The organism is Rummeliibacillus pycnus (genome assembly GCF_002884495.1).
GTDB classification, from domain to species: Bacteria; Bacillota; Bacilli; order Bacillales_A; family Planococcaceae; genus Rummeliibacillus; species Rummeliibacillus pycnus.
Genome location: NZ_KZ614145.1, coordinates 3,217,179 through 3,230,406 on the forward strand (window position 1 = coordinate 3,217,179; position 13,228 = coordinate 3,230,406).

Below are 13,228 nucleotides of genomic sequence, written 5' to 3' on the forward strand. Positions count from 1 at the left end.
AAAATGAAAGTAAACATACGAGGCAGAAAAATTGCACAAAAATTAAAATGACAGATACAATGTTTTCAAGAGGTGAATAATCATGAAAATTGAAGTATGGTCAGATTATGTATGTCCATTTTGTTATATTGGTAAAAGAGAATTAGAAAATGCATTAGAAAAAACAGGCTATAAAGATCAAGTGGAAGTAGCGTTTAAAAGTTATCAGCTTAGTCCAGATGCACCAGCTATTTCTGAAGAAAGTATTTATGAAAATCTAGCAAAAAAATATGGTATGTCACTTGAGCAAGCAAAAGCACAGACTCAAGGTATTAAAGCACGTGCACAAGAAGTTGGGTTAGCCTATGATTTTGAACATATGAAACCTGCGAATACGTTTAAAGCACATCGTCTTGCAAAGTATGCTGAATCTGTAGGTAAAGGTGCAGAAATGAGCGAACGATTAATGAAAGCATACTTTATTGAAACAAAAGAAATTGGATTAACTGATATTTTAGTAGATTTAGCAGTAGAAGTGGGCTTAGAACGACAAGCTGTTGAAGACGTTCTTAATGATGATACATTTGCGGCAGATGTACTTACTGATATTCAACAAGCTGCTCAATTAGGTGTTCGAGGAGTACCATTCTTTGTCATCAATAACAAATATGCCATTTCTGGGGCACAACCTGGAGAAGTGTTTGAAAATGCAGTACGCCAAGTTGCTGAAGAAGATGGCTTGAGACCTAGCTTAAAAATGATGGGGCAAGATGGTAAAGGGATTTGCACAGATGGTAAGTGTGAACTTTAAAATTTCAGTCAAAAGTATGAGAGCACATTCGTTGATTTAGAATGTGTTTTCTTTTAAAATTATCTTATCTCGAATTAGAGATATTAGAATTAAAGAATAATAGAAAGCGAGAGATATATTTTGACAAATGTATTAGTAGTAAAAGCAAACAACCGTCCAGCTGATCAAGCAATTTCAAGTAAAATGTATGAAACATTCATGGAAGAAGTTAAAGGTTCTGACCTTAACGTTTCTATATATGATGTTTACGAAGAAGATACTCCATACTTTGGACAAGACCTTCTTGAAGCATTTGGTAAATTACAAAATGGTGAAGAATTATCAGATCTTCAAAAACGTACACTAGCTGCAAAACAAAAAGCAATGGATGCTATCTCAGCAGCAGATGTAGTTGTATTTGCTTTCCCATTATGGAACTTAACAATCCCAGCTAAATTACAAACATTCATCGACTATGTATACGCTGCAGGATTCGCATTCAAATATGACGAAAATGGTAACTTAGTAAGCTTAATGCCAGAGAAAAAAGCCGTCTTCTTAAACGCTCGTGGTGGAATTTACTCAACTCCAGAAACAGCACCAATGGAAATGGCAGTAAACTACATGCGTAATGTATTCGGCGGTGTATTCGGTATGGAAATTATCGATGAAGTTATTATTGAGGGCCATAATGCAATGTCTGATAAAGCACCAGAAATTATTGCGAATGGTTTAGAAGAAGTAAAAGCTGCAGCAAAACGTTTAAAAGAACTTACTGTTAAAGCATAATAGATAAGATAATCGAAATCCCGATGCAAATAGTGCGTCGGGATTTTTTTGCTTAGTTTTGAACCGTTTTCTCTTGTCGTTCAAATTGATGAAATCTAGATCCTTGGAACGTCAACGTACCTAAATCACCATCAGCTAATTTTCCATATTCCCGTCCATTAACTTTAAGTTCAATACGATTACCACTATCTACTTCAAACGTTATATAGTAGCTTGTATGAGCAGAAGAATTACCGCTACCACCACTAACCATTGTACGTTTAGTAACTATGTTAGCGGGAACGGTTAAAATAGGAGAAGCGTTATTTTTTGACCACTCACTAACCCCCTTGATGACATTAAAGAGGATAAAGCTAATAACAAATATAAAGATGATTGCAATGAATAGTTGAGCAAACATAAAACCATCAAAATCTGTATCAACAAATAATAACAACATCGTTCACCCCTAAATATAATTGTTTATTATGTAATTTATATATTTATACGGTTGGTTATATAAAAAGTTCCAGAAATTACTGAATACAGGATATAAAAATGGTGATGAAAAACTATAAGGACTAATACTAATAAAAAAGAGTTACGTAACAATATTTGAAAGCCAGTAAAAAGAACATAAAAAAGCCCACTCTCTATTCGAGTGGGCTAATGAGCTAGAATTATTGAGCTGGGTTAAGTTCTAATTCGATTTTAATTTTGATATCTTCACCAACTAGTACGCCACCAGTTTCTAAAGCAGCGTTCCAAGTTAGGCCAAATTCTTTACGGTTGATTTTTCCAGTAGCTTCAAATGCTACAACTTCAACGCCCCATGGATTAGTACCTTTACCGCCATATTCAACATCGAAAGTAACAGGTTTAGTTACGTCTTTGACAGTGAAGTTACCAGTTAATTTGTATTCGCCAGCACCTTCTGATTTGATGTCAGTTGCAACGAAAGTCATTTTAGGGAACTTTTCTGCATCAAAGAAGTCTGCTGATTTTAAGTGATTATCACGATCTGCGTTGTTTGTATTGACACTGTTTACATCGATTTCAAATTTGATAGAAGCAGCTGTTAAATCTTCTGGATTCATATCGATATCAGCTGTAAATGAATCGAAACCACCTTTTACTTTTGAAATCATCATGTGTTTTACTTCAAATCCTAAGTTAGAGTGTGCTGCATCAACATTATATTTTGTCATTTTAAATTTCCTCCTAAACATTGTTTGTTTTGTTATTTATATCATAATACATCATTATCTCGAAATCAAGACATTTTAATTAAAGATAACGAGGATATTTGAACTACAAATTTTTTACAGTAAAAATCATACCGTTCTGATTAAGATCTTTTACAATAATTTTTCCCTCAACCTCTTCAAACGATACTTGATATTTGATCAAATTTTGTTTTAATTTGTTTAATTCATCTATAGAAGAAAGGTTTAAAGAAAAATTAATTAACCCAGAAGCAATACTTGGTGCTAATGGTGCACCAATACCATTCCAAATGTTTGCGGCAATATGGTGATGATAGCCACCTGCTGACATGAAATAAGCAGAGTTCATAAAGTTTGTTTTTAAATCTAAACCAAGAGCTTTTAAATAAAAGCTACTTAAAGTGTCATTTATTTCAGAGACTGTTAAGTGCATATGTCCTAAAATAGTGCCTTGTGGAAATCCTGTCCATTCACGTTCAGGATCAAATAATGCCATGATGCTATTAAAATCAACAGGAATTGTATCTGTATCGATTCCACCATCATCATTAATTGTCCATTCATTTCTTGGTCTGTCACGGTAAATTTCTATTCCGTTTCCTTCAGGATCTGTTAAATAAAATGCTTCAGAATACAAGTGGTCACCAGCACCACTAAAAGGTGCTTTCATTTTTATGAGATTCCCCACCATATAAGCAAGATCTTCACGACTTGGCACTAGAATAGCGAAATGATAAAGGCCAGTAGTACGTGGTGGTCTAGGAACTACGTCTTCACTAGCGGTTAATATAAGAATTGGTTCAGAACTTCCTGCACCAAAAATAACTTCAGTAGAAGATTCATTTAATAGATTAAAACCCAAACTTTTATAAAAACTTTTTTGAGTTTCAAGTGATTGAACACGCAATTGTACATAACCTAATTGCATATTAGGATCCAATTTGAATGCCAAATTAGTTCCTCCTTTCAATTTCTTTTTACTTACTTTTCGTAACTTACTATAAAACAGTAAATAGATTACGTCAAGTAATTAAGTTACGGAAAGTTTACTTTTTTTTCGATTGTCGGTACAATGTAGTTATTAGAGGTGAAAAATATGAAGGAAACAGCACTATGTCCACGTTTATCTAAAGCAATGGATCTAATTGGTAAACGTTGGGTTGGTTTAATCTTATATGAATTACTAGAAGGGCCTAAACGATTTAATGAAATTGAATCAGCACTGCCTATTAGTGGACGTCTACTGTCGGAAAGATTAAAGGAATTAGAGAAAGAAGGACTAGTGGAACGTCAAGTTTATACAGAAGTACCAGTTCGTGTTGAATATAGTCTTACAGAAATGGGATTAAGCTTAAAAGATGCAATAGATGCTATTGAAATTTGGTCCAAAAGATGGCTTTAAGTGAATTTTGCTTGTAAAAAAGGCTTTGTATATTCATACTTAATAGAGGAAAAGAAAGTATGAAAGGAATGGGCTTTCCATTATGAAAGAACAATGGGTCAAAGATTTATCTACTATTGTAAATCCTCAAAACGTTAAAATAGATGAACCACTAAAAAATTATACAATGACAAAACTCGGCGGAAATGCTGATGTTTTTGTTATGCCTTCAACTGAAGAAGAAGCAGCTGAAGTTGTAAGATACGCACATCTTCATAAAGTATCAATATTTTTATTAGGAAATGGCTCGAATATGGTTATTAGAGATGGTGGTATTCGAGGTATTGTTTTAAATCTATCAAATCTAAATGAAATTCGTATTGAAGGAACTACAGTCTATGCGCAATCAGGTGCACTGATTATAGATGTTTCAAAAGCTGCGGCTGCTAATTCTTTAACTGGTCTAGAATTTTCTTGCGGTATTCCAGGATCTATCGGCGGAGCAATGGCGATGAATGCGGGAGCATATGGCGGTGAGATTAAAGATGTCATCGTAAGTTGTAAAGTACTAACACCAACTGGCGATGTCTTAGAACTGACTAAAGATCAATTAGAACTTGATTATCGTAAAAGTATTATTGCTAAGAATGGTTATTATGTTTTATCTTCTGTTTTTGAATTACAAAAAGGCGACAAAGAAACAATTGATGCAACAATTGCGGATTTAACTTTTAAGCGTCAGTCTAAACAACCACTTGAATATCCTTCTGCCGGAAGCGTATTTAAACGACCACCAGGTTATTTTGCAGGTAAGCTAATTCAAGATAGCGGTATGCAAGGTAAAGGTGTTGGTGATGCAGAAGTTTCAACAAAACATGCAGGCTTTATCATCAACAAACGTAATGCAACTGCAACTGATTATATTGAAACAATTCATATGGTTCAAAGAGCTGTAAAAGAAAAATTCGGTATCGATCTTGAAACAGAGGTTAAAATTGTTGGAGAAGATTTACCAACTGATAAAAAATAAAACGTTTTAAGAGTGACGCCTTTCGTTCATATATACGAAAGGCGTATTTTTACATACAGGGGGTTTTGAACATGAAATTTATATCTTGGAATGTTAATGGTATTCGAGCTTGTTTGAAAAAAGGATTTATAGATTATTTTAATGAAATGGATGCAGACTTTTTTTGTATTCAAGAAACAAAATGTCAAGCGGAACAAGTAGAGCTGACATTACCAGGGTATCATCAATTTTGGAACTATGCCGAACGAAAAGGGTATTCAGGAACCGCTATTTTTACAAAACACGAACCGCTATCAGTTAAATATGGTGTTGGCGAAATGGAGAGTCAAGAAGAAGGACGTATTATAACACTTGAGTATGAGAACTTCTATTTAGTAAACGTTTATACACCAAATTCCAAAAGAGATTTAACACGTTTAGAATATCGTGTAGTTTGGGAAGATGAATTACGAGCTTATTTACAATCTTTAGATAACATCAAACCAGTTATTTACTGTGGTGATTTAAATGTTGCCCATGAAGAAATTGATCTAAAAAATCCAAAAGCTAATATAGGCAACTCTGGTTTTACTGATGAAGAAAGAGGACGAATGACAAGATTATTAAATTCAGGTTTCACAGATTCTTTCCGTTATCTATTTCCAGATGTAACGGATCACTACACATGGTGGTCTTACATGAATACAGTACGTGAACGGAATATTGGATGGCGTATTGATTACTTTATTCTGTCTAATCGGTTACAAGAGAAAATTTCAAAAGCTGAAATACATAGCAATATTTTAGGTAGTGACCACTGTCCGATTATGCTTGAAATCAAATAAACACCTGTTTTATATAGAACACTCGTTTTATAAAATACGGGTGTTTTTTATTTTGGTTGATGGGATAATGTGACCGGCTTCGGAATATAGAGAAGTTAGGAGGGAGATGTATGGAGAAAAAAAGGAAACGTCGAATATGGAAATGGTTTTTGTATACACTTGGTACGCTGATTGTTGTCATAATTGGAGCAACGTGGTACGTCAATTATTATATCGATAAATCTATGCCTCAAATTGAAGGAGAGGTTGTAGTAGATGGGATGGATCAAGATGTCAAAGTGACAAGGGATCAAGAAGGAGTACCACATATAGAAGCAAAAACGGATGCAGACCTTTACCGTGCACAAGGCTATGTACAAGCCCAAGATCGCCTATTTCAGATGGATTTATCTAGAAGGAAAGCAAGCGGTACGCTATCAGAAGTAGTAGGAAAATCAACGCTTAAGACAGATAAGTTCTTTAGGACATTTAGTCTAAGGAATGCTGCAGAAAATTCTTATGATGGTTATTCCAAGGCAGCAAAACAAGTGCTTACTTGGTATGCAGAAGGAGTAAATGCTTTTATTGAAAAAGCTAAAAAGGAAGGTACTTTGCCCTATGAATTCAAATTATTAGGGTATGAACCAGAGCCTTGGACACCTATTGATTCTTTAACTATTGGAAAATACATGGCGTATGATTTAGGCGGACATTGGGATATGTTAGCTTTTAGACATTGGGCTTTAACCAATTTGTCTCCTGATGAGGTTCAAGAGTTAATGATTCATTATCCTGACAATGCCAAGTCTATTATTGAGGAGAATCTCGAACATACTGTAAAAGTATCTGGTCAATTTGATTCTTCACTTATTCCAAATGAATTTAATGGAAGTAATAACTGGGTGATATCAGGTGATAAAACTAAAAGTGGAAAGCCGTTACTAGCAGATGATCCACACTTAGGGTTAAGTACACCTTCAATATGGTATCAAATGCACCTTAACTCTCCAACACAAAACGTAAGTGGAGTTATTTTCGCAGGTATCCCAGGTATTATTTTAGGTCATAATGAGGACATTGCTTGGGGGGTTACAAATGTTGGGCCGGATGTACAGGATTTATATATTGAAATGCCAAATCCAGATAATCCAACCCAATTTAAGTACGAAAACAAGTGGGAACAAGCAGAAGTAAGAAAAGAAAAGATTAAAGTAAAAGGACAAAAACCAGTAGATTATGAAGTGATCGTTACAAGGCATGGTCCTATTATTTCAAATCTACTATATAAAAAAGAAAAGCCAACTGCTGTTTTTTCAATGCAGTGGACAGCTTTACAATCGACTCAAGAATTACAAGCCATTTTGAATATGGATAAAGCTACGAATTGGATTGAATTTGAAAATGCGTTAAAAGATTTTAAGGCGCCTGCACAAAATTTTGTCTTTGCATCTGCTAAAGATGGAACCATTGCTTATAAGGCAAATGGGCTGATCCCAATTCGTAAAAGGGGCGATGGTCAATTTCCTGTTCCAGGATATTCTGCTGATTATGGTTGGAAGGGATATATTGATTTTGATAAATTACCGAAAGTTATAAATCCAGATAGTGGATATATTGCAACAGCTAATAATAAGGTAGTTGGAAGTGGATATCCTTATCATATTACAGATTTTTGGGCACAACCATATCGCTATGAGCGAATTGTTAGAATGTTAGAGGAAAAAGATGATTTTACGGTTGGAGATATGGAGAAAATGCAGTTAGATACGGAAAATTTATATGCGGAAGAATTTTTGCCCAATATGATTCAATCTGTTAAGAAGCAAGGAAAGTTAAAGAATGTAGTGAAATTAATGGAAGCGTGGGATTATCAAGATTCTATTTCTGAAGGCGCACCACTTGTTTTTCATTTATGGATGCTAAAAATCCAAGATCAACTCTTTAAGAAATCAATGCCGTCTGATGTGTATGCCATGATGCCTGGAAAATATAATATTACGGATGAATTGTTGCGACAAGCATATAAAGGTAAACCAGGAGAATTTGTGGATAAGGCTGGTGGCATAGATGAATTGGTAACAAAAGCTCTACAAAAAGCAGTTAGTGAGATAAAAGAGTCTTTTGGAGATGACCTTACAAAATGGAGATGGGGAGATTATCATCAAGTTGTGTTCAAACATCCGCTATCTTCTGTATCTCCAATTTTAGCGGATCTACTTGATTCAGAGAAAATACCGGTAGCAGGTTCAAAGGTTACAGTTCGAGCAGCGGCCTCAGATAAATCAGGTATTGTAAATCATGGAGCTTCGTGGAGATTTGTTGCAGATTTAAATGACCTATCGAAAGCCTATCATATCGTAGGACCGGGGCAAAGCGAGCATATGAAATCTAAATGGTATCATGATCAGGTAGATGATTGGGTGAATGGAACATATCATGAAACGGTAATCAATGGTAAAATAACGAATGGTTATGTACTAATATTGAAAGCAAAGTAAAACTTCAATTGATATTTGGGGTTTTAACTCCCCGTTAAAGTGGGGATCATTGAAGGTGGATGAAGTGATAAAAAATATCTTAGCAGTAGTACTAGGTGGCATGTTGGGCACTTTGCTACGTTATGGTGTCATTCTATGCACACCAACTGAATGGATGCTGTGGATAGCGAATGGTTTAGGGAGTTTTGTTATGGGAATATTCAATGGATTATTCACACGTTTTCCACAGTGCTCAGGTTGGAAGCTATTTTTGACGACCGGAATGCTCGGTGCATTCACAACGTTTTCCACATTTTCGGCAAATTGGTTTAAATTGATGCAAACAAGTACATCAATGGCTATTATTTATGCAAGTATGATGACCATATTGTGTATTGTATTAGCATCATTTGGCTTTTTATTAACTGCCTCAAAGAAGAAAGCAGGTGAGCAAGGATGATTTGGCTTTTACTTGCAATAGGAGGCGGATTAGGTGCTGCAACGCGTTATGGAGTTGTTTTATGGATGGAACATAAAGAACAGCCGTATTACGTAGCAACATTTATTGTAAATAGTGTAGGCTCATTGTTGATGGGGGTAGCACTTCATATTACTGTAGACCAACAATTATCCACAGCTTTCTTTTCTACTGGCTTTTTAGGAGCATTTACGACGTTTTCCACTTTTGCATTTGATACAGTTAAGCTAATTCGGGAAAAGGATTTTCGAGGGGTATTCTTGTACCCGGTTTTAACATTGTTTTCAGGAATTATTCTTGTTACGTTAGCGTATCAAATAATATAAAAAATGGATGAAAGTCAAATTCAGACTGTAGGTAAACTCTAGGGAATTCGAGTTTGCCTACAGTCTTTTTTATTAAGATAAATTGGATTCCTAAGCCCGTTGCTCCTGCGGTTACTCGTCGCAGTAAAAAGAATTGCTCCTGCGGTTACTCGTCTAGTACCTTTTCCCACAGGACAATGAATGAACTTCGCTGAATGAACCTCGCACGAAGAAAATGCGAATGCATTTTCGAGGACTCTTCGCTAATTCCACTTTCAACTAAGATTGGAATACGAGATTTTTATCATAAAATCTTGCTAATTTTACTTTTTCAGTAGCCTCGGTATTTTAGGACTCTTTTTGTTAGCCATTTTTTAATGTTCAAATTTTGCCTTTTCTACAACACGGTTTTTACGTCCTACCGTTGTTTCAGCATGTAACAAAGATTGATAAACAGACTCTTCTGTTGCTTCAATAGTAGCTTGGAAAAGATCGTTTATTAGTTTTGAGTCATCTCTCACAAATGGGATTGCTTCACCAATCGGGGAAGCTGATTGATGTGGAATTGTATAAGCATTTGAAAAAGCAATTATAATATCACCACTGCCATTGTGGATATGAGTACCAGTGCGACCGAGCCCGATAGCTGCTCTTTTGGCCAGACGTTTTAACTGGCGATCGCTAAGAGGTGCATTTGTAGCAACGATAATAATAACGGAGCCATCTGGTTTTTCAATAGGTGGATCTTGTTGCCAACTTGCAAAGCGACATTCCCCAGCATTGCCGAAATTCGTAAGTGACAATACACCTACTGTAAACAGTTCTCCATCTCGTTCAGCAATTCTTGAAGATGATCCAATACCTCCTTTTTTTTCATAACAAATCATCCCTTTGCCAGCTCCAACAGCACCTTGTTCAAAAGATTCGTTTTTCGCATTATGTATGGCAGATACTGCATGTTCAGGTTTTACTGCTCGTAGTCTCATACTATTTAAATGACTGTCATTACATTCACCAACAACAATGTTCAGAGAACTAGTTGAATCACCAATCTGTGGATTCTGTTTGAGCATATAATCTAAAGTACCCTCTAATACAGCAGCTACACTAAATGTATTGGTTAGCATAATAGGGGACTCCATAACACCCAATTCTTCTATTTGTACGAGCCCGATTGATTTACCAAAACCATTTAAGACAAAGCTTGCTGCAGGTACCTTTTGTTCAAAAAGGTTACCTCCATGTGGCAAAATAGCAGTAACTCCTGTGCATATTGTATCCACTTCGTTTCTTTTTTCATATAAAGTAACATGCCCAACATGAACATTCGGAACATCCGTAATCATATTCCATTGTCCTTTTTTCATAAAATCACCCCTTTAGCTATTTTTATCAAATATACAAAATTAATAAAATTTTCTCAATTCTTTTTGACATTCAAATATACATTTGAATAACATATAGAAAAACAAGTATACTTAGGATATCAAAACAATCAAACAAGTATTTGAATGAAGGGAGTGACGAATAATGGACAAAGAAATGTGTGAGATTACGAAAGTAAATGAAGAAGCAGTTGAAAGAGTCCAAAACCAAATTCCTAATTTGAACGATTTGGCTCAATTTTTTAAAGCATTAGCAGATGAAACAAGACTCAAAATAACTTATGCGTTAACTATAGAGAATTCTCTGTGTGTCTGTGATGTAGCAAGAATTATTGGATCTTCAAATGCAACAGCATCTCATCATTTGCGTTATTTGAAAGAACATGGCTTAGCAAATTCATATCGGAAAGGTAAGATGGTGTATTACGCATTAGCAGATTCACACGTTAAACAGCTAGTGGAAATTGCTTATGAACATTCGATAGAAGGTGAAGGCAAATGAAGAAAAAAAACATACAAGAATATCGATTACAAAATTTATCTTGTGCAAACTGTGCAATGAAGTTTGAAAAAAACGTGCAAAGTATTCCTACTGTAGAAGAAGTACAATTGAATTTTGGAGCTGCTAAGCTGACGGTGAAAGGTGATGCTTCAATTGAACAATTATGTGCAGCAGGGGCGTTCGATGGTATAAAAGTAGTACCTGCTTCATCCAAAGAAGAAACGAATACGTTGTTTTATAAAAAAAAGGAAAATATTTTAGCTGGAATTTCTTTGCTATTTGTTATTGCAGGCTATTTAATGGGAGCTTTGCAAGGTGAGAACCATATAATAACGATTGGTTTATTTTTGATCGCCATTATAATTGGTGGCTACACCATTTTTAAGGACGGTTTTAGAAACTTATTGCATTTTGATTTTGATATGAAAACCTTAATGACAATTGCGGTCATTGGAGCTGCTATTGTAGGGGAATGGAAAGAGGGAGCTGTGGTTGTTTTCCTCTTTGCTGTTAGTGAAGCACTTGAGGCTTATTCTATGAATAAGGCGAGACAGTCTATTCGGCAATTGATGGATATTGCACCAGCAACCGCACTTGTTCGGCGTAAAGGTCAAGTAGTCGAATTAGCTACAGAAGATGTACAAATTGGTGATATTCTTATCGTCAAGCCTGGTCAAAAGATTGCTATGGATGGCGAAATTATAAATGGGATGTCAACAGTTAATCAAGCACCCATTACAGGAGAATCTATTCCAGTCAAAAAAGAAGTTGGGGATGAGGTTTTCGCAGGTACATTAAATGAAGAGGGTGCTCTTGAAATTACTGTCACAAAACATGTGAAAGACACAACCATTGCAAAAATCATTAATTTAGTAGAAGAAGCACAAGCGGAAAAAGCACCTTCACAAAAATTCGTCGATCGATTTGCGAAATATTATACCCCTGCAATTATTATTGTTGCAATCATTGTAGGCATAGTACCCCCGCTAATTGTTGGAGATTGGCACCATTGGATTTATCAAGGGCTTGCAGTGCTAGTAGTTGGTTGCCCATGTGCATTAGTGATTTCTACTCCTGTTGCCATAGTTACTGCAATTGGCAATGCAGCAAGACAAGGAGTGCTGATCAAAGGCGGTATCCATCTTGAACAACTTGGACATATAAAAGTAATCGCATTTGATAAAACAGGTACTCTTACAAAAGGTGTACCAGAAGTAACTAATGTATTAGCCTTTCAAGATACTTCAGAAGAACTATTAATTCAGTTAGTTGCAGGTGTTGAACATAGTTCCCAACATCCATTAGCAAAAGCCGTATTAAACTATGCAAATAATCGTTCAATTAGCAGTGTGAAAGGTACAGATTTTCAATCAGTAACTGGTAAAGGTGCGTATGCAACAGTCGATAATCAGCAAATTTTTGTTGGAAGTGTGCAATGGATTCAAGAAATGATGGAAATTCCAACAATTATTTTAAAAGAAATAGAATCATTACAATGCGAAGGAAAATCAGTTATTGTAGTAGCTTCTAAAAATAGTTTATTAGGAATAATAGCAATTGCTGATCAGGTTCGCTCAAACTGTAATAATGTATTACAGAATTTAAAATCGATTGGAATTTCAAATACAGTTATATTAACAGGTGATGCACAAACAACAGCAAAAGCTATTGCTCAACAATTGCATATTACGGATGTAAAGGCAGACTTATTACCAGAAGATAAATTAAATGCAATGAAAGAATTACAAAAACAGTATGGTGTTGTTGCGATGGTTGGAGATGGTGTGAATGATGCACCAGCATTAGCGGCAGCATCTGTAGGTATTGCCATGGGGGGAGCTGGGACAGATACAGCACTTGAAACAGCAGATGTTGCATTAATGGCAGATGACCTTGGAAAATTACCTTATACAATTAGACTTAGTCGAAAAACGTTGCGAATTATTAAAGAAAATATTATGTTTGCATTAGGCTTGAAAATTTTAGCATTACTACTAATCATTCCGGGATGGCTAACGTTGTGGATTGCAATCTTTGCTGACATGGGTGCAACGTTGTTAGTCGTGCTAAATTCATTACGCTTAATTCGAATCCAAAAATAAAT

The 13,228-nt window shown here is 35.4% G+C and carries 14 protein-coding genes; 10 read left to right on the plus strand and 4 right to left on the minus strand.

The annotated features are described in order from the left end of the window. Nucleotides 1-82 precede the first annotated feature (82 nt). Nucleotides 83-790: a DsbA family oxidoreductase gene (locus CEF14_RS15765; RefSeq protein WP_102693706.1), complete on the plus strand. Its 708-nt coding sequence runs from the start codon at nucleotides 83-85 to the stop codon at nucleotides 788-790. A gap of 120 nt (nucleotides 791-910) precedes the next feature. Beyond that, on the plus strand, nucleotides 911-1,558 hold the full coding sequence (locus CEF14_RS15770; RefSeq protein WP_102693707.1) for an FMN-dependent NADH-azoreductase: 648 nt from the start codon (nucleotides 911-913) through the stop codon (nucleotides 1,556-1,558). 52 nt (nucleotides 1,559-1,610) lie between these two features. Here CEF14_RS15770 and CEF14_RS15775 read toward each other — a convergent pair whose 3' ends face one another. The 3 genes from CEF14_RS15775 to CEF14_RS15785 form a co-directional block, all read right to left on the minus strand. Further along, entirely contained in the window at nucleotides 1,611-1,997 is a 387-nt protein-coding gene (locus tag CEF14_RS15775; RefSeq protein ID WP_102693708.1) for a DUF2500 domain-containing protein, read from the minus strand. A gap of 220 nt (nucleotides 1,998-2,217) precedes the next feature. Then, complete coding sequence (locus CEF14_RS15780) at nucleotides 2,218-2,745, minus strand: YceI family protein (protein ID WP_102693709.1); 528 nt, start codon at nucleotides 2,743-2,745, stop codon at nucleotides 2,218-2,220. A 103-nt stretch (nucleotides 2,746-2,848) separates the two neighbouring features. Next, nucleotides 2,849-3,715, minus strand: coding sequence for a VOC family protein (locus CEF14_RS15785; protein WP_245890190.1), 867 nt, complete (start codon nucleotides 3,713-3,715; stop codon nucleotides 2,849-2,851). A gap of 144 nt (nucleotides 3,716-3,859) precedes the next feature. Between CEF14_RS15785 and CEF14_RS15790 the strand changes: the two genes are divergently transcribed. The 6 genes from CEF14_RS15790 (at nucleotide 3,860) to CEF14_RS15815 (ending at nucleotide 9,258) form a co-directional block, all read left to right on the plus strand. Further along, nucleotides 3,860-4,165, plus strand: coding sequence for a winged helix-turn-helix transcriptional regulator (locus CEF14_RS15790; RefSeq protein ID WP_102693710.1), 306 nt, complete (start codon nucleotides 3,860-3,862; stop codon nucleotides 4,163-4,165). 79 nt (nucleotides 4,166-4,244) lie between these two features. After that, nucleotides 4,245-5,174 carry a UDP-N-acetylmuramate dehydrogenase gene (murB, locus tag CEF14_RS15795; RefSeq protein ID WP_211284686.1) on the plus strand — a complete coding sequence of 310 codons (930 nt, stop codon included), beginning with the start codon at nucleotides 4,245-4,247 and terminating at the stop codon, nucleotides 5,172-5,174. Between the two features lie 71 nt (nucleotides 5,175-5,245). Beyond that, a complete protein-coding gene (locus tag CEF14_RS15800; protein WP_102693712.1) occupies nucleotides 5,246-5,998 on the plus strand; it encodes an exodeoxyribonuclease III in 753 nt (250 codons plus the stop codon). Between the two features lie 110 nt (nucleotides 5,999-6,108). Beyond that, nucleotides 6,109-8,475: a penicillin acylase family protein gene (locus tag CEF14_RS15805; protein WP_102693713.1), complete on the plus strand. Its 2,367-nt coding sequence runs from the start codon at nucleotides 6,109-6,111 to the stop codon at nucleotides 8,473-8,475. 64 nt (nucleotides 8,476-8,539) lie between these two features. Further along, nucleotides 8,540-8,914 carry a fluoride efflux transporter FluC gene (locus CEF14_RS15810; RefSeq protein ID WP_245890192.1) on the plus strand — a complete coding sequence of 125 codons (375 nt, stop codon included), beginning with the start codon at nucleotides 8,540-8,542 and terminating at the stop codon, nucleotides 8,912-8,914. After that, nucleotides 8,911-9,258 carry a fluoride efflux transporter FluC gene (locus CEF14_RS15815; protein WP_102693714.1) on the plus strand — a complete coding sequence of 116 codons (348 nt, stop codon included), beginning with the start codon at nucleotides 8,911-8,913 and terminating at the stop codon, nucleotides 9,256-9,258. The genes CEF14_RS15810 and CEF14_RS15815 overlap by 4 nt, the downstream gene beginning before the upstream one ends. A 353-nt stretch (nucleotides 9,259-9,611) precedes the next feature. On the opposite strand, the gene CEF14_RS15820 is transcribed toward CEF14_RS15815, so the two are convergent. Then, on the minus strand, nucleotides 9,612-10,604 hold the full coding sequence (locus CEF14_RS15820) for a P1 family peptidase (protein WP_102693715.1): 993 nt from the start codon (nucleotides 10,602-10,604) through the stop codon (nucleotides 9,612-9,614). Between the two features lie 163 nt (nucleotides 10,605-10,767). Between CEF14_RS15820 and CEF14_RS15825 the strand changes: the two genes are divergently transcribed. After that, nucleotides 10,768-11,124 carry an ArsR/SmtB family transcription factor gene (locus tag CEF14_RS15825; RefSeq protein ID WP_102693716.1) on the plus strand — a complete coding sequence of 119 codons (357 nt, stop codon included), beginning with the start codon at nucleotides 10,768-10,770 and terminating at the stop codon, nucleotides 11,122-11,124. Continuing rightward, entirely contained in the window at nucleotides 11,121-13,226 is a 2,106-nt protein-coding gene (locus CEF14_RS15830) for a heavy metal translocating P-type ATPase (protein ID WP_102693717.1), read from the plus strand. Before CEF14_RS15825 ends, CEF14_RS15830 begins: the two co-directional genes overlap by 4 nt. Nucleotides 13,227-13,228 lie beyond the last annotated feature (2 nt).